The following is a 23,959-nucleotide window of genomic DNA, read 5'->3' as shown; positions in this document are numbered from 1 at the left end:
AGGAGGTCTTTTGAGCCAAGCATTACAGCTGCAACAGCCAGCGGCCAGCGACGTACTTGACGCGGCCGCGCTGGTGTTTCTTGGGGTAACACTGCATGGTCTGTTGCCGCAAGCGCTTGGTGCCCACGCGCACGGTGAACCCAGTGGTTTTGAGTAAGTAGACGCCGCCTGGCAACTGGTCGATCAATAGCTGCCCATGTTCATCACTTGAGGCTTTTAACAACTGACCATGGCGATACAGCGGCTTGCCATTGGGTTGACACAGTTGAAAATCTGCCTTTTGCGGCGCGCCAGTGGCATCCACGACTTGACACAGCAGCGTAAACAAGTGGCGTTTCAACAATAAGCGGTGAATATAGCGGCCGATCAACCCGACCAGCAAGCCGAATGCGCCGATGCTACCCAGTAAGATCGCCAGTTGCGTCCAGCGTTCAGCGCGCTTTGACGCAGCCACTTGTTTGGCGACTGCCGGCGTGTAAGGCACCCGATGGCCAGTGATCAACAAACGATGCGAGTTGATCATATACGGCGTGCACGTCAATAACGTCGCGAGATCTTTGCCGCGTTCGATTTGTAGCACGCTGGTATTTTCTGGCAACACGACTTGAATGCGAAATACTTTGTAAGCCAAGTGTCGCTTGAACACTTTTAACACAAACACATCCCCACGCTTGACGCGGTTGAGATCTGAAAACAAGCGCCGATCGACTAACCCGCGATGCCCGGCGATCACCGTATGCGTGTTTAGCCCGCCTACTGGCATGGAAGTACCTGGTACCACTGCCGCACCTACTTGCAAGGTTTCTTCATTAAGGGTTTGAAACAGCGGTAAGGTGAGCTTGAGTTTAGGCACGGTGATTTCGCCAAGTTGATCGCGTTTTAAGTTGATGCGTGCATGTTTGCTCAAGCCAGCAAACGGGTCGGCATTGGCGTTGAGGCCTTTTTGTTGCAAGCGGGCGTTGGCTTTGGCCATTTGCGCCATGCGCGCGGCGGCTTGCTTTTGTGATGCGGCTTCATTTTGCGCCAAGCGATAATTATCCAACACATCGTTTAAAGATCCGACATAAAAGGGATATAACGCGATCACTGCGCCGATCAACAAGCAGATCATGGCAATGCTTTGGGTGAGCAAATGAGTCCGAGGACGTCGACGCTTTGCCATGAGTCTCCTTTCTAAGCATTAAACTTCTTGGTGATGGCTACCTTTCTTCAAAACGACATAACCAGCGCCCATGACGATCAAGCCTAATGCGATCACCAAGTAGATCCCCATCCCGCCAGTGTGTGGCAAAATGCCTTTAGGCGTGTTGGTGACGGGTACTTCGTTGTCATCATAACTGGTATCACTGACCGTAAATTTAGTAAAATCAGTCGCTAAAGCGAAACCTTTTGGCGCAGCTAATTCAACCGTGTGATAGTCGCCATACTTCAAACCGGTAAATTCAAACTTCCCATCGCCGTTTGATTCTGCCAAAACCGCATTTTCAGCGCCGTCGCCAAGTTGCGACTTCAGTTCCGCTTTAACAGCGTCGACCTTGGCTTGGCCGGTTTTGTCTTCAACGGCAGCATTTAAATCTTGCACATTCAGCTTGGAAGCATCAAGGTCATCGTGATAAACATCCTTGCCTGCATCGTCTTTGGTCATAGTGACGATCTTACCGTCTGTCGTTTCCAAGACGAAAACCGCATCGGCTAACTTCTTGGTCGTATCGCTGGCGTTTTCCTTGACGAACTTCGCGCCACCGACTTTGATTGGGTGTTCACTAGTGATGATATGTGGCGTGCGACCAAAGGTAACGCCGGCATGGTTTTGTAAGTTGGCAACAGTTTGTTGCGTGACTTGAGCGGTGTAAGTAATGCTTAACGTGTGCCCAGCAAAAGCGGCCATCTTGCTTGGATCAAACGTGAGCTTGAACCCAGCCCCTTTGCCATCTTCAGCGGTTGCAGTTGGGGTGAATGGCACGTCTTGGCCGTCTGCTTTAACTGCGACAGTACTCAATAAATCATCCAACCCTTGATCTGGTGTATCAGTGACCACGAATTGATCACGGGAAGTAATATCAAATGGCACTTGCGCGGTGATGGTGTAATCGGCGGTATCCCCTAATCCCAAGGTGTCCTTTGACGTATCAGTCAGATCCTTTTTGATTGAAGGCTGATCAAAGTTCTTTGGATAAAGGTAAACTTTATCCCCACTTTTAGCGGTATTCAGCGGCATCGTCAAAACTAACGGTGTCGACTTTTCCACAATTGTGTTATCACTGTTGGTTTCTGGATCGGTATACTTTGTTTCCAAAATCAGATAAGTCTGATACTTACCAGCAACGGCATTTGGCAAGGCGAAGTCGACGACCCCATTCTTGTCAGTCACCCCTGGCGTTGGACTGACTGGATTCTTGAGCAGATCAGCGTCACTGCCGGCTGCGGCATCGTCTTGGATATTCTTGATCGCGGCAGCGTCTTTGGTGGTGCTGTTGAACGCATCGGTGATGTTATAGGCCTGAAATTCCACCCCTTCAACCGGCGTGCCACCAGTATTGGTATTTTGAGCCCCATTATTGAACAAGTCCGGATGTTCACCTTGTGGAAATACCAGCTTCGTCAACTCAACGGTAGTCGTGGTATTCGGATCTGGTGTTGTTGGGGTGGTGTCTGCGGCACTGACTGCCTGAAGTCCCGTAAATGCTTGTAATGCCAAAGGCAAAATAAGTAATGCCCCAGCAAGTAAATGCTTTAACTTACTTTTCATGTTTTTCCTCCTGAATGTCGTTCCCTTTTTTCCATAACAGTAACGCGATACCAATGATCAACAGCCCGACGATCGCCAAGCTGATTTTCACTTCCCCGGTATCTGGTAAATTGCGCCGCGGCGGCGTTGATGGGCCGCTTGGCGTTTGTGGTGGTTGCTCGTCACCTGGTGTTTGTGGCAACAATGGCCGCGGCGTGATCGGCGGTTGGCCATCTCCTGGCGTTTGCGGCAATGACGGGCGAACATTATAAACGCGCAACGCTTGGCGCGCCGCTTCGCCTGCTTGCACCTGATCTGCCAATAGTGGCCGCAATGCCGCGCCATTGACGGTAATGGCCGCGTTAGTGCCGGTTTGCGGGATCACCACGGCGACATGTTGGGATGCAGTCGTGATCTGATAGCCACTGGGTGCTTGCACTTCTTGCATTTCATAACGTCCACTTAGCAATGCCATGCCGGTTAACAACACCAACCCTTGATGATCAGACGTGACGCGCATGACATCAGGATCGCTGCGTGGGTTTTTGGATTGGTGCCACTGGCCATCAGGACTTAGATACTGATCAACGCCGCGACGCAATACAAACACGGCGCCAGCCAGTGGAATATCAACTCCTTTGGCATATTTATAGAAATACACCGCTGGTTGCACTGCCACTGGTTTGGTCACCAGCGTTAGGCCTTGGATCTGGTCTGCGCGCGTTGGGCTAAACACAATCGGCATTGCGCGTTGATCACCGGCATCAACACCAGGTGTGGTTTGCACCACCAAATAGCGTGATTGCGTCGAGCCTTCAACGGTAAAATACGCCGAGCCAGTTTGATCAGTTTCAACAGAACGCAACTTTGGCAAATGTTTTGCCGCAATATAAGCCGCGATCGCTTGGTCGTCTTTGGCGCCTAATTCATGTGCCAGCGCAACAGTCGACTGATTTTGGCTTGCGGCAGTTACGTCATAGATCTCAAATCTGGCGCCAACGCCAGGTCGCGTGGTGCCATTGGCGGCGTTGAGCGTATGTTCAAGAGTCACTTGCGTTGTTGCCGCTTGAACTTGGTGTCCTGACAATAATGTCGCCATTAACAAACTGCTAAGCAACGTGAAAAGGATTATTAAGCGTTTCATGCTTCGCCCTCCTTTCGCCGTTGCCAACGTGCTGTGAGCATCAACGCCACTGCCGTCAGTCCCATCGCGACACTGGCTAGCCACAGTTTCAACAAGTCATTGCCGCCTGTGTGAGGCAAAATGCCTTTTGGCTGGTTACCAACCGTTAGCACGACTTGGCGACTGGTTTGCCCATCGCTGGTCAATTGTGCGGAAACGTTCTCGCCAATGTTGGTTGCTGCGCCATCCGTTGCCGACAACGTCTTGGCAGCTTGATCGCCTAATGCCACTTGGATCGTACCATCGGCTTTAGCCGTGACATGCACGGCTTGGTTCAAGCCGACATAGCCATCAGGTGTGGTGGTTTCGTTGATCGTATACGCATGATCGAAGGTCAAGAGATCGGAATCAAACGCTGTGCCATCAGCTTGTTTAGTGAAATTCAGCCCATCAGCTGAAAAATCAGCCCCACTTAAAGGCGCTTTAGTATCCGCATTGATTTTGTTAATTTTCAATGTGGTCGGTGGCACAGTGGGCTTATCGGTTTTGATCAAGGTGACTTGCTTGGCGCCATTTTGATCATGTTGATAAACCCCGTCAGTCGCCTTGCCTTGCGCTGGCAAGTCTGGCAACGCTTGGCCGTCAGTGGCTTCAAACTTGCCATCTTGGGTGAGCTTGAAGGTGAAGGCTTTGTCGTCAAGATCAAACCCTTTTGGCGGGGTCGTTTCTTGAAGCGTGTAAGTGCCTGGATGTAGCGGTTGCGGCTTGGTGCCATCAACCGTTTGGATGGCATGTGTATCAGTATCCGTTAACGTAAATTTGGCACCAGTCAAGGGTTGACTGTCTAGATCTGCGCCGGCGGCAAATTTTTTGATATTGAGAATATATTGCTGGTTGGTCAAGGTATTGTCTTGGATCGAAGCGAGTTGGTAGCCGCCTTGGGTCAAGGCATCTGATTGTGCTTCGCCAGTGACTTGGTAAGTAATTGGCTGCCCGTCATTGGAATATTCGGGTAGCGGAATAGATTGGCCATTTTGTTTCAAATGATCGAATTCGCCTTGCCAGTTTTGTGCCTTAGTCAGCTCACCGGTAGCTTGCCACTTAGGGTCAAGGTTGCCCCCAACTTTGCGACTCACGTTAAACGTGATCGTATCTGGACGCTGGTTTTCATCAAGATCTTGCCAGCGTTTTGTGACGGTGAGCTTGGTAGCTGGTGCTTTACCAGAAGGCACGCCAAAGTTTACCGGCGTGGTCAACGGTGTCGGCGTCAAAGTCGTGTCGCCGTTCATCGGATACCAATGATCTGGTTGAAACTGAGGATCTTCAGTATTTAACGCCACTTGATAGGTCACTTTGAGCTTTTGGCCTTGGCCTAAGGTTAAATGATCCAGCGTTAGCGCGCGATCGCCGAATTTGAGCTGGGATCTGATCTGCGCCAGTTGAGTATCGCTGATCGCATCTGCGCCGTCGCTGGTCACGCTTGGGGTTTGGCCGTCAACATAGTGATACTGTGACCCCAGGGGATCATTGATACTGCCATCACTGATGGTTTCTGGATAAGTGAAGTCATGAATGATCCCAGAAACGTTATTGACGATCGTCGTTGGTAGCTCTTGCGCGTCAACGTTTTGCGAATCGATGCCTGAGCCGTCGGTTTTAGGACTGGCCCATTGGGATAAATGCGATTCAGCATCGAGTTGGGTATCGGCGGTAAGATCGATCCCAATGCTTTGAATATAAATGGATTCTGCTTTGATCGCTGACGCCGTGTCATCGGTATAATTTTCGACTGCATCTGGTTGCACCACAGGGCTGACGCCATCACTATCATACCCATTGCCAACAAATCCGCCGGTTGCATACAAGCGCGTCGCATCAGGCGACTTAGAAGGATCATCAACCCCATCCGCCGGATAATCACGAGGACTCACGGCAAAAGTCGGCCGGCCATCTGTTAGCAACACCATCACCTTTCTGGCATTGGGTGTGTTGTCAGCATTCAGCATTGCCGCGCCGCGCATCAAGCCATCTTGCGTCCAAGTCGAGGCGTTGTTGGAGCCGCCGAAGTTCGCATCGAATTGGTTTTGCAACGCCCCTAGCGGATCAGCGCCTGAAGTGGCGGTCACTTGGGTCAATGGCACATACGCATGCTCGCCAGTAAGTTGCATGCCGTTGGGCCAATAGCCTGAGTCGACTAATGGACTACCAAAGCCCACCATGCCGATCTGCAATTTACCCGCAATGTTCTTTTGGCCCAATTGTTGTAACGCAGCGTCCATGCCCTTCATCAAATCAGCTGCGCGAGTGGTAGACGGCCCGAATAGCGAATTCGAATCTGGGATCTCTCGATACATACTCCCTGAACGATCAATGACAAAAACGATATCCAATGGATCTGGTGCTTTGTCAGCAGGCTTGGCCCCTTGCACGGTCAACGTCACATTAAAGCGACCAGGCGTGCCAGTTTGGGTGGCGTATTTGCTGATGCGAAAAGCAGGATCTGTTGCCTCCGGAAAAACCGGATTCGTGAAATTCAACAAGCGCCGCGCTTCTGATCCAGGAACATCGCCGGCCATTGGGTACTCATCTGGCGTCAATGGCGTTTGCGTTGAAAATTGCGCCCCTGCTAGCCCTCCATTGCCCCCTAACGGATTCAACACATTAGGTTGCCCTTCTGGTTGCCAAGCATGGCCGCTTGCAGGCGCCTGCCCATTGGTCGTGTCGTAATTGATGGTAATGCCATCATCGGCGATCGTTTGGGTTGGAACGACCAGAGCTTGTAAGATCGGCCCTAGCACGACTGCTAACAAGGCCAAGCGTTCCACGCGGCGAAACCATTGCCGCCACTTCCCAAATGGCGCATTATTCTCTGTCATGTGCTATCACTTCCATACTCATTCCCCCAATAGTGGTAGTCAACCACGTTTTACCAGTATTGTTATGACAGCCTAAATATATGAAAGATCAAGGCAGAGTTTTTAGACGTTTTGAAAACGTCGTCTATTATTTGTCGGTCAAGGTAGATTTGTCTGTTATTTTATGTTTATACTATTAGGGATGAGCAATATCAGTTTGGGGATGAATCGAAATAATATAGTTATTATTCGGATTCTTGATATTTCTTTGAAAAGTATAGTTCTTTAATGAGCTGTGCCATTTTGGGAGGGGTACCATGCAAGAAATTAAAGACCTTCGCGTGCAAAAAACGCAACAAGCCATTGCTAGGGCTTTTTTTGAAGAGCTCGCAGAAAAGCCATTCACGTCAATTTCAGTGGCGGAATTGGCGCAACGGGCTAATATCGGCAAAGCCACGTTTTACAATCACTACCTGGATAAATATGATCTGGCCACACAGCTGATCGCAGACAACTTTTTCCCGCTAGATGACATGCTGATCCAGCGCGCCCAAAGCGGCGACTGGACGCGCATTGCCAAACCGTTGCCACCACATTTTGACCAAACGCTCCAGCACTTGCGCCTGCTGTCACGGATCCATACTGATGAAGTTGATTTTGACGACATCGTGACGCAACGGCTGACGAATAGTTTCAAACGCCAGCTCGATCAACGGTCGGTGTTATTGACCCATTCCACAGAAATTACCACTTACTTGGCGAAGCTGGGCTTTTGTTTCTTTATGAACACGATCAACGCAGCTGACCCCCTTGATCCCAAAGCGTCGCATCAACAATTTGAAGAGTTCATCATCGCCCTGCGAGCCCTTAGCCAGCCTCACGGATCGACACCTGCCTCAACCGGCAATTAATGATAAAAAAACTCGGGTCTGACGATCAAAAAAATTCGTCGGACCCGAGTTTACGTTTGCACAAGATGCCTATCCATCGATCGCCATCATCATATTGTGATCCCGAAGATCCCTGGATTATATGAACCAACACATAAAAACCTCTGCCAAGCAAACCCAAAGTTTTGAGTTGACTTGGCAGAGGTTTTCTATCCAGTGACTTGATTATTTGCCGATCTTCCCGTCGCCGTTGATGTCGGATTCGGAAATTGATTCAACTTCTTGCAAGTAATCGTGTTGCGCAGCGTCTTCAGCAATATTACCATCCGGAATGTCAGCGACGTTAGCGTACATTTCGATATGTTGGCGCAGATTTTGGAAGGTCATTGGCGCTGAGCCACCATAATCGCCGTCTAAGTTGATCTTCAACTCTTCACCGTCTTCGCGGGTGACCACCAGATTTTGCGTTTTGGTATAAATGATATTGGGATCATCCACATGGCGGCCGCCGTTTAAGACTTTACCCATCAACACCAAATATTCTGGTAGCTTGGCAGTTTTCACCACGATCAAGGAGAACTTGCCATCCCCTAAGCTTGAATCAGGCACGATTTGTTCAAAACCGCCGATGGAATTGGTCATTGCCAGCAAAAACATCGACGCTGGCCCGTCATACACGCCGTCATCATATTCCAAGTGGATCGGGAATTGTTTGATCGCTGGCAACATTTCGGCGCCTTTCATGACATAAGCAAAATAGCCAAAAATCGACTTGAATTCGCTTGGCACGCCATAAGTCAGCTCGGTTAACAGCCCGCCGGCAGCGATGTTCATGAAGTAATGCTTGTTGGCTTTGCCGATATCCATGCGCAAGGTTTGCCCGCCTAAGATCACTTTAGCCGCGGCCACTGGGTCTTCGCGAGGGATCGCCAAAGCGCGCGCATAATCGTTGGTGGTGCCGGCAGGAATGATCGCCATTTTCGGACGGTGGCGATGTGGCGCAATGCCATTGACCACTTCATTGATGGTGCCATCGCCACCGGCTGCGACGATCAGATCAAAACCGTCAAGGGTGGCGCGAGAGGCTTCTTTTTTGGCAGAAAATGGCTCTGGCGTGGTTTGAAAGGCGCTGGATTCAAAGCCGGCTTGTTCCATCACATTTAGAATGTCGGCAACATAGCGCCGCATGCCTTCATTGCCGCTGGTTGGGTTATAGATCAATCGTGCGCGTTGAGTCATTTTGCACGTCCTTTCACAATAAAATTCTAATTTAATTATGCGCGATTCAGCCGCCAAAAGCTAGTCCAAAAGGCACTTGCCACCATCCGTGTCATCAAAAAAGCCGCCACCAATTTGGTCGCGACTTTTTGATAAATCAACGTTTCTTGATTTCAGCCATTAAGATCTGGTTGACCACTTTCGGGTTGGCTTTCCCACGGGTCTGCTTCATGATGCTCCCCACCAAAAAGCCGATGGCCCGGTCTTTGCCGGCTTTAAAGTCGTCAATGGATTGTTGGTTATCATCCAACACGGCGTCAATGATCGGCGTCAGTTTTGCAGGATCAGATAATTGGACCATGCCTTTGGCTTCAACGAAAGCCTTAGGATCGGTGTCGTTGGTGATGATCTCTTTGAAGACTTTCTTGGCGATCTTAGAAGAAATCGTGCCATCAGAGATCAAAATGATCATTTGGGCCAAGTGTTCTGGGGTCAACGCCACATCTTTAAGTTCTTGATGTTGTGCGTTCAAGTACCCAGACACTTCACCCATCAACCAGTTCGATGCCAACTTAGCATCAGCGCCAGCGGCCACAGTGGCTTCAAAGAAGTTCGCCATTTCCAGCGTTTGCGTCAACACGCCAGCGTCATATTCGGGAATGCCCCAATCAGACACATAATGCGCCCGCCGCGCCGCTGGAGGTTGTGGCAAGGATGATGCCACTTGGTCGATCCATTGTTGAGAAACATGTACTGGTGGCAAGTCTGGTTCTGGGAAGTAGCGGTAATCATCCGCGCCTTCTTTGACCCGCATCAAAATGGTTTCTTTCTTGTCAACATCCCACCGGCGCGTTTCTTGACGGATCTCACCGCCAGCACGCAACACGGCTTGTTGGCGCGTTTGTTCATAGGCCAACCCGTCGCGCACATGGTTAAAGGAGTTCAAGTTCTTGATTTCAGTCTTGGTCCCAAACGCGTCTGCGCCAATGGGAGCGACAGATAAGTTGGTATCCACCCGCATGGAGCCTTCTTCCATTTTCACATCAGAAGCGCCGGTGAACTGCACGATTTGGCGCAGTTGTTCCAAATATTGATAGGCTTCTTCAGGACTGGCAATGTCAGGCTTGGAGACGATTTCTACCAGCGGCGTGCCTTGCCGGTTCAAATCGACATATGAATAGCCGTCTGGTTCATGCTGGTTTTTACCGGCATCTTCTTCAACGTGCAGTTCAGCAATCCCGATGCGCTTGGTTTTGCCGTCGACTTCGATTTCCACCCAACCATTGGTGGCCAGCGGCTGTTCAGCTTGGGTCACTTGGTAGGCTTTCGGGTTATCCGGGTAAAAGTAGTTTTTGCGATCAAAGTGGGTGTCGCGCGTGATGTCAGCGTGCAACGCCAACGCTACCATAATGCCATAAGAATAAGCGCCTTTGTTGATGGTTGGCAAAACGCCTGGAAAGCCCCAGTCGATCACGTTAGTTTCGGTGTTTGGTTCTGCCCCGTATGACACTGGGGATGGGGAGAACATTTTAGATTTGGTTTTTAACTCGACATGGACTTCCAGGCCGATGGTCGTTTTGAAGTTCATTAACGTGCACCTCCTGGGATCAAGTCAAGGTAATCATTTTGGCTTTCAAATGCGTCTGCGGCTTGGTAGATCGTGCTTTCATCAAAATGCTTGCCGATCAGTTGCAAGCCCACTGGCATGTGATCGACAAAGCCAGCAGGGATCGATGCGGCTGGCAAACCAGCCAAGTTCACTGGGATCGTCAAAATGTCATTCATATACATGGTCAACGGATCAGTCACTTTTTCGCCGATGCCAAACGCCGTCGTTGGCGTCGTCGGGCCCATGACCAAGTCGTAGTTTTCAAAGACTTTGTTGAAGTCTTCTGAAATCAACGTCCGCACTTGCGCGGCTTTTTTGAAGTACGCGTCATAAAAGCCGGCAGACAACGAGAACGTCCCTAACATGATGCGGCGCTTGACTTCTGAGCCGAAGCCTTCAGAGCGCGAACGCACATACACATCGGTCAAGTTCTTCACGTCTTTGGCGCGGAAGCCATAACGGATCCCGTCAAAGCGCTGCAAGTTGGAGCTGGCTTCAGAACTGGCAATGATGTAATAAGCTGGCACCGCGTATTTGGTATGCGGCAAGGAAACCGTTTCAACCGTGGCGCCTAATGCGCGGAATTGATCGGCGGCTTTTTGAATCGCCGCAGCGATTTGCGGATCAACGCCTTCGCCTAAATATTCTTCAGGCAACGCGATTTTCATGCCTTTGATCGATTGACCGATTTTGGCGGTGAAATCTGGCACTTCAAGTTCGGCGCTGGTGGCATCTTTGTCATCATGGCCGGCGATCACGTTCAACACGCGCGCAGAATCTTTCACGCTGCGAGTCAACGTGCCGATCACATCCAAGCTGGAACCAAAAGCGATCAAGCCCCAACGCGATACCCGACCGTATGTTGGCTTGAAGCCAACGATCCCGTTAAACGCCGCTGGCTGGCGGATCGAGCCACCAGTATCAGTCCCTAATGCGGCCAGTACTTGACCAGAAGCGACTGCGGCGGCAGAACCGCCTGAAGAGCCCCCTGGTACTTTGGTGTGGTCCCAAGCATTTTTGGTGGTTTTAAATGCGGAGTTTTCGGTGGAAGAGCCCATGGCAAATTCATCCATGTTCAACTTACCGACGTTAACGGCACCAGCGGCGTTGAGTTTTTCAACGACTGTGGCGTTATAGATCGGCACGAAGTTTTCCAACATTTTCGAAGCGGCAGTGGTGGTCAAGTCTTTGGTGACGATATTATCTTTGATCCCCACTGGAATGCCAGATAAGGGTTGATCGGCATTGATGCCTGCTTCGTCAACGGCAGCGGCTTGCGCTTGCGCTTGATCATTCAAGTTCAAAAAAGCGTCGATGTCAGGATCGATGGCGGCAATATTCGCCAATGTTTCTTTGGTCAAGTCCGCGGCCGTCATGGTGCCGGCGACTAATTGGTCATGCAAGGTGTCGATATCAGTTTTAAAGTAATCCAAACTAGTCTTCCTCCTTGTCGATGATGGCAGGCACTTGGATCAAGGTCCCTTTTGACGTTGGCACGTTCTTGAACAGATCTGCTGTGTTGGTGTCGTTAACGGCGACGTCTTCGCGCATCACATTTTGCAAGTGGATGGATTGCGTCGTGGCCGCTACGCCTGTGGTATCAACTTGTTCGAGTTGATCCACCATGTTTAAAATGTCGTCAAGCTGGTTGGTGAATTGGTTTAGCTCTGCATCACTAAAAGCTAACCGCGAAAGTTCAGCCACGTGAGCGACGCTATCTTTTGAGATCATCGTATCCCTGCTTTCATAATTGTTGTGTGTTTTCCACACTCATGTTTCCAATTCTACCATTAAATCAACGTTTCTTGTAGCCACCGTGTGCGCTAACCTGCCAAAAAGCGGCGATGTTTATGCGCGGGGTTTACGGGTAGGGTTTACGGGTAGGGTTTACGGCAATGGGCTCCAGGTAGCCGAGGCGACATGGTGAGGGTCCTCGCAAAAGCTAGCCGGGATGTCTCGCTGTGCTCGCCACCCGCCGGATCTTTTGCTGCGGCTTCCTGTAAGCGACCAGTCGCTAACAGGAATCTCACCATGTCGCCTCGGCTACCTTCCACCCATTCCCGTAAACCCTGGCCACTTGGTCGTCCTTTACACCTGGAACCCTACCTATAAGCCTGGCCACTTTGTCGCACTTCAGGCTTGCAAGTCTTCCGTCGCCTTAAGATTAGAAACCATCAGGATGGTTGACTGGATACTCAGGCTTTTGGCCGGATAAGACCAAATCGATTTGTTTGGCGGCGATCATGGCCATGGTGCGGTTGGCTTCTTTGGTATTGGCGCCGATATGTGGGGTAATGATCACGTTGGGCATTTGATAAAGCGGATGAGTCGTTGGCAGCGGTTCTTGTTCGAACACGTCCAAGGCGGCTTGGGCGATTTGATGCTGTTGCAAGGCCAACACTAAGGCATCGGTGTCGACCACGGCCCCTCGCGCTAAGTTCACCAAACTGGCTGTGGGCTTCATCAATTCAAATTCATGGCTGCTGATGCAATGCTTGGTTTCAGGCACTGAAGCCAGATGCACGCTGACGTAATCAGCGCGCTGAAACAACTCGTCCCAAGACACATACTGACCAGCGGTTTGATCGGCTTTAGGGTGACGGTCATATAACAACACTTGCATCCCCAGCGCGTGGCAAATATCAGCCAAGGTTTGACCGACGTGGCCGACGCCGACGATCCCCACACAAGCGCCAAGCAGTTCATGACCTAATAACCCTTGATACGCCCCAGTCCAGTCCCCTGCTCGGGTCAATTGATCCACCGCATGAATGCGCCGTGCTAACATCAATAGATCTGTTAACGCCATTTCTGCCACTGAGCGGGCGTTGGCACCTGGCGCATTGGTCACCCAAACGCCTTGTTTTGCCGCATAATCCACATCAATGGCGTCATAGCCGACGCCACGGCGCGCCAAGATCTCTAGATTCGGCAGTTTGGCATATAAGGAATTGGGAATCGGCTTTGAGATCATCATGATCGCAGCGGCATCGCTGGCCAGTTGTAAAATTTCATCTACACCAGGGTTATCGCAAGTCACCACGGCATAGCCACGCTTGGCTAAATAGTGATCGTTCAAATCATCGGCGATTTTTGGTAATAAGACTTTTTTCATCAGGCACCTCAGAAGTTTATTAATCTTGTTATATCGCGTTGACGCCATTTGCGCTAGTGACTTCACCAAAAAAGCCTTTGTTCCGATCAGGGAACAAAGACGTCATCAGCGCTGGATATCAGGCAGTGAAGGTTTGGAGTAGTAATACCCTTGGAAGAATTCAACGCCGAGTTGGTCTTTGGCATAGGCCACTTCTTCGGCGTTTTCCACCCCTTCTAAAATAAAGTCCAAGTGGGTTTGTTTGGCCACTTTCACCCAAAAGGCAATGCGCTCGCGCATCAATTTGGTGGGATTGTCGTGGCGCAAGTTTTGCATGGCAAATTTGACCCCGTCCACATAAGGCAACAAGTCATGCACCACTTCATATGAGTTGTCTGAACCGACATCATCGATATCGATGCGCACGCCATGAGCACGGTAGATCGCCGTGATCTGACGCGTGGTCAAAATGTCTGGGACATCGGTGATTTCCACAGTTAGCTCATCTGGACCTTGCTTGCTAGTAGCAAAAGCGGACAGCTTTTCGGCGACGGCTTCATCTGAAAACTGCGCCGTCGTCAAATTAACGGCTAAGCGGCGGATCGACGTCATCGCCAGCGCCTTTTGAATCAAGCTGATCTGGGTTTCCACAGAAATATCAAACATATCTGGCAGGACCCAACGATCATGTTCATGGTCAAATAAGCGCAGTAACAACTCGTTGCGATAGCGATGCGGCTGCCCAGTGGTCACTTGCATGATGCCTTGAGTAAAGTACGAATACGTGGCGATCATATCTTGGTCGTTGCGTGAGTAAACCGTTTCCCCTTCAACGGTGATGGTGTCGCGGCCGGCGTGCTTGGAGAGATACAAATTGTCATCGGCGCGCTTGTAAGTGTCGTCAATGGACGTATCTTCAGGCCGCACAGCCGTCATTCCCATCGACAAGGTCACAGCAATGTCGAAGTTTTCGTAAGTATAATGCGATTTGCGCACAGCTTCCCAACAGGCGGTGATGATCGACACCACGGCGTCAGGCTTTTTGTCTGGAAAAACGATGTTGAATTCTTCACCACCAGTGCGATAGATCTGATGAGAATCGCCGAAGCGGGCAAGCACTTCAGACAACGTCGTGGCCACGCCGATCAATACCGCATTGCCTGCCAAGTGGCCATAATGGTCATTGATCTGCTTAAAATGATCGATATCAAGCGCCACTAAACTCAACGGTTGCCCAGCTGCGCGGGTGGTATCAAACCAATGGGTCAAATCGCGTTGATACAAGGAATAAGTTTTGGCATTGGTCAATTGATCGTAATTAGCCAACTTGCGCAAGCGGGCATTTTTCATGTCGGCGTTGTGTTCGCGGATCCAAAGCATCGCCGCCATGCCAGCGATGGCAATAAACATGATAATGCTGCGGATCATGATAAATAAACGGTCACTTGGTGCGGAAAATGCTGGCAACAGCGCCCAGAAAATGATCCCAGCATACGCAAACATGCCGATGGATGCCCACAAAGTTTTGCGGATATACACGCGATACCGCCGCATCACCACAAATCCGATCACCAAAAGCAACAAACTTAAATCATATTGTGGGCTACTTAACGCTTGTGAATGATGCATCATCCACACCGATAATAATGCGCCGGCGCGAATGGCGACTTCCCACCAAGAGATCCCGCTATCAAGTAGCGGAAACAGCACCAAAAATAACCCGACATTATGAAACATCACGGTATTATTGCCCACGACATAACCCATTAAGTGTAAGGTCATCCCCACGCCAATGGACATCACCATCAAGCCAATGCGCGCCGCCCAGCGTTTGCCTGCAGTGCGCTCAGCACTAAAGGCATAGTCATATAGATCTTGGTAATGGCCGATAAACCCAGAAGTGAAGAAAACCGCCACTAGGATCTGCGCGACCCATAGCGGCCAAGCCACCACTGCCAAGTGCATCACCATTACCACATGGACCCCAAAAACATTCATCGTCATTGTTACAAATCTCCCAAGCACGGCTTTTGATTTGGTTCAAGAATACCCCAACCATAAAAAATTGTATAGGCCATATCATAATAAATTACAAATTAATTTGATAAAATTTAGCAAGCCACGCGATAAACCGATTTCAACCTTTTTTGCGAACAAAAAAGCCGAAACCAACGCCGCTGGTTTCGGCTTTTCGATCAGGCTTGACGCCAGTTGATCTTTTCTTTGATGCGGCGAATGATCGCCATTTTGTTGTCCCAAGCGGCTTGTGACAAGTCAACAGGATAATCTTGCGGGTTGAGTACCCGGGTATATTCATCCCACAACGATTCGACGCATTGCATGGCGAATTTGCGGATATCGACTAAGTCAGGCAACTTGTAAACCAAGTCCCCATGATCAAAAATCGTTTGCAACAGTGGCCGCGCGTCAAAATCCTTCACGGTTTTGTTGATGTAGGTGAAGTTTGGATGGAACATGTACAATTCTTCCAAGCTTTCCACATCTTCATAAGCTAACGCCACATAATCGCCTTCAGATTTCCCATTGGCATGGCGGGTGATGCGCCAAACTTGCTTTTTGCCTGGGGTGGAGACTTTTTCGGCGTTTGAGGATAATTTGATGGTGTCAGCCATTTCGCCATGATCGTCTTCAATGGCCACTAACTTGTACACGGCGCCTAAAGCTGGGTGATCAAACGCGGTGATGACTTTGGTCCCGACACCCCAAGTATCGATTTTGGCGCCTTGCATTTTCAAGTTTTGGATGGTGTTTTCATCTAAATCGTTAGACGCGACGATTTTGGTGTTGGTAAAGCCGGCATCATCAAGTTGTTGGCGCACGCGCTTGGAGATATACGCCATATCCCCAGAATCGATCCGCACGCCTTGAAAGTCGATTTTATCGCCCATTTCTTTAGCGACGCGAATCGCTGCTGGCACGCCAGAGCGCAAGGTGTCATAAGTATCCACTAAGAAGGTCACATCATGGTTGACTTCGGCATAAGCTTTAAACGCTGTGTAGTCATCTTGATAAGCTTGCACCAATGAATGTGCGTGAGTCCCAGAAATCGGAATGCCAAACACTTTGCCGGCACGAACATTGGACGTGGCGTTGAACCCGCCGATAAAAGCAGCGCGCGTTCCCCACATTGCCGCGCTGGTTTCTTGCGCCCGGCGCGTGCCAAATTCCATCAACGGATCATCGCCAACTACCGCGCGAATGCGAGCCGCTTTAGTGGCGACTAAAGTTTGATAGTTGATCATGTTCAAAATGGCGGTTTCGACTAACTGGCCTTGGGCTAGCGGTCCTTCGACTTGTAGGATCGGTTCGTTGTCAAATACCAAATCGCCTTCCACAGCAGAGCGCACTGTGGCAGTAAATTTCAAGTTCGCCAAATAATCCAAGAATTCTTGCGGATATTCAGTGACGTCTTTTAAATAAGCGATATCAGAATCGGAAAAATGCAGATTTTGTAAATACTGCACCACATGTTCCAACCCAGCAAATACGGCAAAGCCGCTACCAAAAGGCAGATCGCGGAAATAAACTTCAAATACCGCATTTTTTTCAGCAATGCCTTGTTTCCAGTAGGTATACATCATATTTAATTCGTAAAAATCGGTATGGAGGGCGAGCCCGTCATCTTCGTATGTCATGTTTTGACCTTTCACTTTTTACGCGGTGTGCGCGAATTCATTTCGTATTGCTACCATTTTACCGCGGGTCACGACAGATAGCAAAACACCGCGTGAAAAACTTCACGCGGTGTCTTATCTCTTAACGTTCCAATACCAATTCAAAGCGGTCAGCGGCGTATTGCGTGCGCACATATTCAAATGGCCGGCCGTCTTGGAGAAATGAGATCTGCCGCAAGCGCAAGATCGCACTTGCGCGTTTGATCTCTAAGTAATCGGCGATGCGCTCACTAGCCGTGGTGGCACCAACAGTTTGTTGGGCGCCGCCAATGACATAGCCGCCTTTTTTCTCTAAGGTGTGGTAAAACGACGTGGTGACTTCAGATTTTGAGAAGTCTTTGATCAAGTCAAAAGGAATCGTCGCCACTTCAAAGCAGATCGGCACGCCATCGCCATAGCGCACCCGCTCCATGCGCAACACTTGCACGTTATCTGGGAGTTTGAGCTTTTCGGTTTCAGAAATCGACGGCTTGGCCACATGATAAGACACGGTTTTGCTGGAAGGCACTTTGCCTTGGGCAACCATCACATCAGAAAAACTGGTGACCCCAGAAACTTTTTCTTGCACTTTGCGGTTGGCCACAAATGTCCCTGCCCCCACGCGGCGTTCCAAAATGCCTTCATCGACTAACGTTTGGATCGCTTGGCGCAACGTCATCCGCGACACTTGGTAGCTGGCCGCCAATTCGCGTTCGCTAGGAATGCGATCACCGATCTGCCACTTGCCGGCTTCGATTTGTTCGCGCAAGGCATTATGAATTTGAATATATACTGGGAATTCCACAGCAACTCGTCCTTTCCTGATTGGTCTACCTGCTCATGATAACCGGTATAGACCAAAAAAGCAACCGCCTATTGTTCCTCTTGGTCTTTGGCGATGGTGGCATCGACCCCTGCCACCACTGACGGCATAAAGCCGGCTGCTTGCATGGCCAACAAGCCGGCCACCGTGGTACCACCAGGGCTAGAGACTTTGTCCACCAAGTCAAAAGGCGACTCTGGGCTTTGCAACACCATCGCACCAGAACCTAACACTGCTTGCGCCGCGATCTTATCGGCTTGCTTTTTGGTCAAGCCGTGTTTGACCCCAGCGCGCGCTAAAGCATCGATAAACATGTAAACAAACGCTGGGCTAGACCCTGCCAACGCCACAAACGTGGAAAAATGCTTTTCCGCCAGTTCAATGGTTTCGCCCAGATCATCAAACCAAGCCACGACTGTTGCTTTGATGTCAGCCGCCGCTGGGTTGGCTGCATACGCCGTCATCCCTTCATTGATCGCCACATTCAAGTTTGGCATCACCCGGATCAGCGGATAGTCTTTGGTGCCTAAAAAGCCTTCGATCTGCAACAACGATACCCCAGATAACAAGGATAACAGCGGCGTGGTTTTGGCTTGTATGGCAGGGTTGATCTCTTCAATGACGTCTTGGGCCATTAGCGGCTTGACCGCCAGCACCACCACGTCGCAAGCTTGGATCACCGCAGTGTTTGACGCCACGGTTTGCACGCCAGACGTTTGGGCATAGGCTTCATAATTGGCCGCATGTCCGCCATGGATCACGATATCTGCCGGGGCAAAAGTATGTGCTTTCAACAACCCGTCAATAATGCCTTGCGCCATGTTGCCGGCGCCAATGAACCCTAATTTCATCAAAAAGCCCTCCGTTTGTGTTATTGTCTCCAATTTACCGATAACCATGGCGCCTGTCAAGATTGGTCTAAGCCAAAATCACTGTCAACGCGCATTTTTTCGCGAATTGGTTTTGGCGTTGGCTGGTTTGCTGACAAGGCCGCTCATGCAGGTTTGCCTACATGCGGCACCTGCACATTCAGAGCAATGAATGTATGCGCTTTATCAGTGATGCTAAAAAAAGACCCATCTGGCCGATGAGTCGCTTGATTGGGGTAGCTGGATTCGAACCAGCGCATGACAGAGTCAAAGTCTGTTGCCTTACCGCTTGGCTATACCCCAGTGATATATGGAGGATCTAGGATTCGAACCTAGGAACCCGAAGGAACGGATTTACAGTCCGTCGCGTTTAGCCTCTTCGCTAATCCTCCGTCAATCAACTTTAATAATATACAAAATTTTCCGAGCTGACGCAAGCCTTTTTTGCAAAAAATCTCGCTAAACTTCAAGCCATACCAGCGTTTTGCGCCATTCTTCAAACCAATCGCTGCCATCCCATTCATTCAAGCGATGCAACCCATACCCCATCGGCTGATGATAATAAGTGGTATGGGCGATAGTTTGCGGCACATCGCGTTTGTGAAAGTGTCCAAACACCACGGCGTCAACGCCGCGAGCTTCTAAAAGCGCCCCTAAGTGCTTAGAGCCCATTAACGCTGTGGCCATTTGCCAATGCGGATGCTTTGGCGCATACACCATAAACGCCGGTTGCGGGACGAAATGGGTCAAATAGATCACCGCTTGACCCTTGGCTTTATCTAAAGCTTGGGCGGTGGTAGTCAACACCCGCTGCATCCGCTCACGATCGGAAACTGGTTGCGGGATCGCGCCATCGATCCAATAGGCGCGCTTCCATTGGGCAAATTCCGCATCAGTTTTATGCAAGTCAGTTGGTGCCAGCGAATAATCATACCAACCATTGTTGCCAATGATCACCGTGTGGTTGAGTTTCAGGCTTTGCTCATGAAAATACAGCGCATCAGCGTGGCTTTGCGCGAGTTCGTAGGAAGCGCCATTGACCAAATCGTGATTGCCAGCCAACCAGCGGACCGGAAACGCCACATGCGCTTGTAAGTTTTGGAAAAACGCCACACTTTTGGTGAAGTCATTAAACGTGTCGCCAGCGTTAAAGTAGCCGGCGGCGTGTTGCGCGGTTAAATAAGCCGCTTGGCGCGCCACGACTTCGTTGATCGGCAATTTGTTGACGTCTAAATGATTATCCACACTGACTGCAATTTTCATCGGCTCACCTCTAAGTTAGTTTACCACAACCTAAATGCGTCAGTTCACCGTCGCGTCTTACCAACACAAAAACGCCTTGGAACCGCGATGTTGATCGGGGCGCCAAGGCGTTTTGCAAGCGATCAGTTGATCCCTTGCATGAGTTTTTCGATGCGCGGTACCATGAAGCCTAAGATCACGGCAAACGCGATCGACGCGATCCCCACTGCAGCAAAGTACATCACTTCAGTTGCTGGGGAGTAGAGCTTAACGATCTGGGCGTTAATGGCTTGAGCCGCAGCGTCGGCCAAAAACCACATACTCATCATTTGACTGGCAAAAGCTTTGGGTGCCAGCTTGGTGGTCACGGATAAGCCTACCGGCGAGATCAACATTTCAGCGATTTCGACGATGGCCCATGACAATACCAGCCATAATGGCGATACGCGGGTGCTAGTGCCAAACATCATCACTGGGATCACCATCACCAAATAACTCAATCCGGCAAATACCAAGCCATAGCTGAATTTCTTTGGTGAGCTTGGTTGGCGTTTGCCTAAGCGCACCCACAACCAAGCGAAGATCGGGCCATAGATCAAAATAAACAGTGGATTCAATAATTGAAAGTTCCCAGGCAAAATGGCATGACCGAAAATGCTCAGCTTGGTTTGGTCAGCGGCAAACACTGCCAACACCACTGAGCCTTGTTCTTCGATCGCCCAAAAGATCACCGCAGCGATAAACAACGGGATATACGCCCAGACGCGAGAACGCTCGGTTTTCGTGACTTTTTTCGAGCGCAACATGGCGACAAAATAGCACACCGGCACGCCGATGGCCACAATTGTGATCAAGGTAATGATATTGGGAATATTGAAAGTACCAGTGGCCCCCATGATCCCTAAGATCACGGCCAGCACCACTAAACCGGCTAAGACTTTCAGCCCTAATGGCTTCAATTCGTCAGGCGAAATTGGGTCTGGGGCCACATTGTCTTTGGGATTGATGGTTTTTTTGCCGGCGATGACATAATAGATCAAACCGATAAACATCCCAATGGCGGCAAACGAAAAGCCGACATGGAAGTTGAATTGGGCTTGGCCCCAAGGCACAATGATCGGCGCCAACAATGAGCCGAAGTTGATCCCCATGACAAAAATACTGAAGCCAGAATCCCGACGTGCATCATTTTCAGGGTATAAAGACCCGACCATTTCAGACACGTTGGGCTTTAATAAGCCAGTCCCGATCACGATCAAGCCGATCGATGCGAACAACGCGCCAGCGCCAAATGGCAATGACAACACGAGATGTCCGATCATGATCAGCACGCCGCCCCAAAACACGGTTTTGCGGCTGCCCAGCAATCGGTCGGAAATAAACCCGCCGATGGTGGAACTTAAGTATACCAATGAGCCGTAGATCGACATGATCGACAGCGCAGTCGGCTTGTCAAAGCCCAACCCACCTTTGGTCACGGCATAATACATGTAGTAGATCAAAATGGCGCGCATGCCGTAGTAACTGAATCGTTCCCAGAATTCGGTCATCGATAAGGTCAATAAGCCTTTCGGATGACCGAGGAACGAGTGGTCGCTTGCTTTTTGGTTCATTTGAAAAAACACCTCTCACTAGGAATTCGTAACCAAACCTAGTGACGATCGCGCTACTTCCCTCAAAATAGCGACGAATCATTATTCCATTATACGCCAGCAGGAATCTAATGACAAATCGCCGCAAACTTTCTCATGAAAGCGCCTTGTTACCGCGTTGGTTCAACGTGTGTTCATCATCCTTAGACACATTGCCGTTTTTGGTGAGAAAATGATGAACGCGCTGTTGCCGCCAAAAAAAACCGAAACCTGGAAGGCTTCGGCTGGTGCAGTTAGTTGCGACTGCTGGTATCATGATTCATGCGCTGACTATAAACTTTCAGCTTCGTCGGCAACTTCCCATTAAAATAAGTATTGGCAATGGTACTGGTTTGGCTCAAGAAATCCTTGGCGGTCGCGTTATAGGTTTGTTGATCTTGCCCCACCATTTGCGTGAGCATCGCCGTGGCGGTTTTGCCTAAGTGTTCTAGCGCTCTGTTCAGCGCTGGTTGGCCGCTGTTGCTGGCAAGTTGCAGCTGCACATCTGCGATTTGTTGCTTGCCAGTGGCTGCCGCTTGTTTGATCGTGGCAGTGGGTTTGGAATATGACGCCAGATCTAACGGTGTGACCACTGCATCAACGATTTTGACGTAACGTTTTTGTAATTGCGTCGTGGTATACTGCTTGGTAGTGATAACGGTTTTTGGCTTAGATGACGCCGTGGCGCTGGGCTTTTTTTGCCCACAACCCGCCAGTGCCACCCCAAGCACAGCCATGATCCAGATTTTTTTCATCAACGTGCTCACCTCCAGATAGCATGAATTATAACACAGATAGGAGTGATTCCTTTGGCGACTTGGCATTTGATGTTTCAAAAACCCGCCTTCGAACCTGCCCAATTGCGCCATGTCGTGGATGTGTTGAAAACAGCCGGTAATTTCGGCGGCTTTCCTTTGCAAAAAGCCACTTACACGCGCGACACCGCAGATCTGGGCTATATCGATCTCACCTTTAAAATCACCACCCCGATCACCCAATCGGTGTTTGCCGACATGGCCAAATACTTGATGGTCGTGGCTGCCGGCTTAGAAAAAGCGCCACTGCCACTATATTTTTCGATCATGCAGCATAGCTTGAACGAACTCAGCATCGATTACCACATTTACGACACCAAAAACGTCGACATCTACTACTGGCAAGCCCCACCGATCATCGCCGCCCCAGAACCACCGAAAAACGATCTGCGTTTTCGCTAAAAAGCTTTTGTGACCGCGTTTAACCACGCGGTATTTTTGTGGGCATGTTCGTCGTCAAAGAGCCAAGAGCCTCAGGTCACTGGGATGGGTTTCACCTAACTTGCTTCGTCATGCCGCCTTATCCTTGAGCGTCGACTTTGCATCGAGACTGGCAAGTCTGTGCCTCACGTGAAGGGCACCATTGTTCGATAGTTCGCAAACAATCACACTTAACAGAATGACGCGTCACTATTCGAATAAGTTTCATCCTTGAAAGCGGATGAAACGCGCGTGCTCATCAGTTTGTCGAAGTCAAAAATAGCCTTCCCTAATCGAAATTAGGAAAGGCTCAAATGTTGATTTGCCGGTATTCTTGATGTCGCCAAGGTGCCGTGATTTGAGAAAAATGCCGTCTACTGGATTCGAACCAGCGACCCCTTCATTACGAATGAAGTGCTCTGCCAACTGAGCTAAGACGGCATGTCGTTTCAACAACAATAGTAATTATACAGGACGCCAAACAGGCTGTAAAGGCCTTTTTGACGGGTTTTCTCGCAATTTTCGCATCAATAATGGCGCCAACGTCTTGGTTTTTAACACAGAGTCGATTCAATGCCCTTCAACAGCAAATTCGCGGCAACATATGACTCAAATAAGCACGCTAGATCATGTTTGGGCGTCGTGCTTTTCAAAGCAACGCCGACACAGCTAGCTACGCAATAGGACCTGAGCCAAAATGCGGTTCAAACCCTGATGCTAGGCTACCTGGTCAGCTAAGGGCGCTTTGAATTGACACTAGTGGCGTCGTGCTTTTCAAAGCAACGCCGACACAGCTAGCTACGGCTAAAGGCGCTTTGAAAAGCACTGGGGACAAAAAAAGGGGTCTACACTTTCTGGTGTTGGAGAAATCCAACGCTAAGAGTGTAGGCCCGTTTTAAATGACAAAATAATAGGGCACCTATAAGGCTACCCGTGCTATGCTCTAAGCGACGAAACCAAAAGCTAGC

18 protein-coding genes and 3 tRNA genes are annotated in these 23,959 nt (G+C 49.9%); 2 read left to right on the top strand and 19 right to left on the bottom strand.

Going from position 1 to position 23,959, the window contains the following annotated elements; genetic code table 11:
* Positions 1-22: 22 nt before the first annotated feature.
* The 4 genes from ACKTSG_RS09485 to ACKTSG_RS09470 are packed head-to-tail and all read right to left on the bottom strand — an operon-like array spanning position 23 to position 6,727.
* Positions 23-1,162 carry a class C sortase gene (locus ACKTSG_RS09485; RefSeq protein ID WP_407894171.1) on the bottom strand — a complete coding sequence of 380 codons (1,140 nt, stop codon included), beginning with the start codon at positions 1,160-1,162 and terminating at the stop codon, positions 23-25.
* Between the two features lie 18 nt (positions 1,163-1,180).
* A complete protein-coding gene (locus ACKTSG_RS09480) occupies positions 1,181-2,749 on the bottom strand; it encodes a SpaH/EbpB family LPXTG-anchored major pilin (RefSeq protein ID WP_407894169.1) in 1,569 nt (522 codons plus the stop codon).
* The gene (locus ACKTSG_RS09475; RefSeq protein WP_407894168.1) at positions 2,739-3,872 is read right to left on the bottom strand and encodes a SpaA isopeptide-forming pilin-related protein; all 1,134 of its coding nucleotides are present in this window, start codon (positions 3,870-3,872) and stop codon (positions 2,739-2,741) included. The genes ACKTSG_RS09480 and ACKTSG_RS09475 overlap by 11 nt, the downstream gene beginning before the upstream one ends.
* On the bottom strand, positions 3,869-6,727 hold the full coding sequence (locus tag ACKTSG_RS09470) for a SpaA isopeptide-forming pilin-related protein (RefSeq protein ID WP_407894166.1): 2,859 nt from the start codon (positions 6,725-6,727) through the stop codon (positions 3,869-3,871). Before ACKTSG_RS09470 ends, ACKTSG_RS09475 begins: the two co-directional genes overlap by 4 nt.
* A 296-nt stretch (positions 6,728-7,023) precedes the next feature.
* On the opposite strand from ACKTSG_RS09470, the gene ACKTSG_RS09465 reads away from it, so the two are divergent.
* Complete coding sequence (locus ACKTSG_RS09465) at positions 7,024-7,617, top strand: TetR family transcriptional regulator (protein WP_407894164.1); 594 nt, start codon at positions 7,024-7,026, stop codon at positions 7,615-7,617.
* 204 nt (positions 7,618-7,821) lie between these two features.
* On the opposite strand, the gene ACKTSG_RS09460 is transcribed toward ACKTSG_RS09465, so the two are convergent.
* From ACKTSG_RS09460 to ACKTSG_RS09395, 14 genes are all read right to left on the bottom strand, one after another.
* The gene (locus tag ACKTSG_RS09460) at positions 7,822-8,835 is read right to left on the bottom strand and encodes a diacylglycerol kinase (protein WP_407894162.1); all 1,014 of its coding nucleotides are present in this window, start codon (positions 8,833-8,835) and stop codon (positions 7,822-7,824) included.
* Between the two features lie 136 nt (positions 8,836-8,971).
* On the bottom strand, positions 8,972-10,402 hold the full coding sequence (gene gatB / locus ACKTSG_RS09455) for an Asp-tRNA(Asn)/Glu-tRNA(Gln) amidotransferase subunit GatB (RefSeq protein WP_407894160.1): 1,431 nt from the start codon (positions 10,400-10,402) through the stop codon (positions 8,972-8,974).
* Positions 10,402-11,856, bottom strand: a complete 1,455-nt coding sequence (gatA, locus tag ACKTSG_RS09450) for an Asp-tRNA(Asn)/Glu-tRNA(Gln) amidotransferase subunit GatA (RefSeq protein ID WP_407894158.1) — start codon at positions 11,854-11,856, stop codon at positions 10,402-10,404. Before gatA ends, gatB begins: the two co-directional genes overlap by 1 nt.
* Position 11,857: 1 nt before the next feature.
* Positions 11,858-12,154 (bottom strand): Asp-tRNA(Asn)/Glu-tRNA(Gln) amidotransferase subunit GatC, encoded by a 297-nt coding sequence (gatC, locus tag ACKTSG_RS09445; protein ID WP_407894156.1) that lies wholly within the window; start codon positions 12,152-12,154, stop codon positions 11,858-11,860.
* A 433-nt stretch (positions 12,155-12,587) separates the two neighbouring features.
* Positions 12,588-13,538 (bottom strand): phosphoglycerate dehydrogenase, encoded by a 951-nt coding sequence (locus ACKTSG_RS09440; RefSeq protein ID WP_407894154.1) that lies wholly within the window; start codon positions 13,536-13,538, stop codon positions 12,588-12,590.
* A gap of 105 nt (positions 13,539-13,643) precedes the next feature.
* Positions 13,644-15,521 carry a diguanylate cyclase domain-containing protein gene (locus ACKTSG_RS09435; protein ID WP_407894152.1) on the bottom strand — a complete coding sequence of 626 codons (1,878 nt, stop codon included), beginning with the start codon at positions 15,519-15,521 and terminating at the stop codon, positions 13,644-13,646.
* 191 nt (positions 15,522-15,712) lie between these two features.
* On the bottom strand, positions 15,713-17,173 hold the full coding sequence (locus tag ACKTSG_RS09430) for a nicotinate phosphoribosyltransferase (RefSeq protein WP_407894150.1): 1,461 nt from the start codon (positions 17,171-17,173) through the stop codon (positions 15,713-15,715).
* 121 nt (positions 17,174-17,294) lie between these two features.
* Positions 17,295-17,996, bottom strand: coding sequence for a GntR family transcriptional regulator (locus ACKTSG_RS09425; RefSeq protein WP_407894148.1), 702 nt, complete (start codon positions 17,994-17,996; stop codon positions 17,295-17,297).
* 68 nt (positions 17,997-18,064) lie between these two features.
* Entirely contained in the window at positions 18,065-18,865 is an 801-nt protein-coding gene (gene proC, locus ACKTSG_RS09420; protein ID WP_407894146.1) for a pyrroline-5-carboxylate reductase, read from the bottom strand.
* 249 nt (positions 18,866-19,114) lie between these two features.
* Positions 19,115-19,186, bottom strand: a tRNA-Gln gene (locus tag ACKTSG_RS09415).
* An 8-nt stretch (positions 19,187-19,194) separates the two neighbouring features.
* Positions 19,195-19,275 (bottom strand) — tRNA-Tyr (locus ACKTSG_RS09410).
* A 67-nt stretch (positions 19,276-19,342) separates the two neighbouring features.
* The gene (locus ACKTSG_RS09405) at positions 19,343-20,146 is read right to left on the bottom strand and encodes a metallophosphoesterase (RefSeq protein WP_407894144.1); all 804 of its coding nucleotides are present in this window, start codon (positions 20,144-20,146) and stop codon (positions 19,343-19,345) included.
* Positions 20,147-20,268: 122 nt separating this feature from the next.
* Positions 20,269-21,738, bottom strand: a complete 1,470-nt coding sequence (locus ACKTSG_RS09400) for a peptide MFS transporter (RefSeq protein ID WP_407894142.1) — start codon at positions 21,736-21,738, stop codon at positions 20,269-20,271.
* Positions 21,739-22,010: 272 nt separating this feature from the next.
* Positions 22,011-22,514, bottom strand: coding sequence for a hypothetical protein (locus ACKTSG_RS09395; RefSeq protein ID WP_407894141.1), 504 nt, complete (start codon positions 22,512-22,514; stop codon positions 22,011-22,013).
* Between the two features lie 51 nt (positions 22,515-22,565).
* Between ACKTSG_RS09395 and ACKTSG_RS09390 the strand changes: the two genes are divergently transcribed.
* A complete protein-coding gene (locus tag ACKTSG_RS09390) occupies positions 22,566-22,973 on the top strand; it encodes a hypothetical protein (RefSeq protein WP_407894140.1) in 408 nt (135 codons plus the stop codon).
* A gap of 386 nt (positions 22,974-23,359) precedes the next feature.
* Here the strand turns inward: ACKTSG_RS09390 and ACKTSG_RS09385 are convergent.
* Positions 23,360-23,432: transfer RNA gene (locus ACKTSG_RS09385), tRNA-Thr, on the bottom strand.
* Positions 23,433-23,959 lie beyond the last annotated feature (527 nt).

This window comes from Lacticaseibacillus salsurae, assembly GCF_045862175.1.
GTDB lineage: Bacteria > Bacillota > Bacilli > Lactobacillales > Lactobacillaceae > Lacticaseibacillus > Lacticaseibacillus salsurae.
The sequence above is the reverse complement of the archived record's forward strand: the minus strand, read 5'-3'. Positions and strand labels throughout refer to the sequence as shown.

Bases quoted from the DNA above. Each gene is read 5' to 3' on its own strand.
- ACKTSG_RS09400 (WP_407894142.1), bottom strand. From the start codon at position 21,738: ATGAACCAAAAAGCAAGCGACCACTCGTTCCTCGGTCATCCGAAAGGC.
- proC (WP_407894146.1), bottom strand. From the start codon at position 18,865: ATGAAATTAGGGTTCATTGGCGCCGGCAACATGGCGCAAGGCATTATT.
- ACKTSG_RS09470 (WP_407894166.1), bottom strand. From the start codon at position 6,727: ATGACAGAGAATAATGCGCCATTTGGGAAGTGGCGGCAATGGTTTCGC.
- ACKTSG_RS09465 (WP_407894164.1), top strand. From the start codon at position 7,024: ATGCAAGAAATTAAAGACCTTCGCGTGCAAAAAACGCAACAAGCCATT.
- ACKTSG_RS09485 (WP_407894171.1), bottom strand. From the start codon at position 1,162: ATGGCAAAGCGTCGACGTCCTCGGACTCATTTGCTCACCCAAAGCATT.
- ACKTSG_RS09440 (WP_407894154.1), bottom strand. From the start codon at position 13,538: ATGAAAAAAGTCTTATTACCAAAAATCGCCGATGATTTGAACGATCAC.
- gatC (WP_407894156.1), bottom strand. From the start codon at position 12,154: ATGATCTCAAAAGATAGCGTCGCTCACGTGGCTGAACTTTCGCGGTTA.
- gatB (WP_407894160.1), bottom strand. From the start codon at position 10,402: ATGAACTTCAAAACGACCATCGGCCTGGAAGTCCATGTCGAGTTAAAA.
- ACKTSG_RS09480 (WP_407894169.1), bottom strand. From the start codon at position 2,749: ATGAAAAGTAAGTTAAAGCATTTACTTGCTGGGGCATTACTTATTTTG.
- ACKTSG_RS09475 (WP_407894168.1), bottom strand. From the start codon at position 3,872: ATGAAACGCTTAATAATCCTTTTCACGTTGCTTAGCAGTTTGTTAATG.
- ACKTSG_RS09430 (WP_407894150.1), bottom strand. From the start codon at position 17,173: ATGACATACGAAGATGACGGGCTCGCCCTCCATACCGATTTTTACGAA.
- ACKTSG_RS09435 (WP_407894152.1), bottom strand. From the start codon at position 15,521: ATGACGATGAATGTTTTTGGGGTCCATGTGGTAATGGTGATGCACTTG.
- ACKTSG_RS09460 (WP_407894162.1), bottom strand. From the start codon at position 8,835: ATGACTCAACGCGCACGATTGATCTATAACCCAACCAGCGGCAATGAA.
- ACKTSG_RS09405 (WP_407894144.1), bottom strand. From the start codon at position 20,146: ATGAAAATTGCAGTCAGTGTGGATAATCATTTAGACGTCAACAAATTG.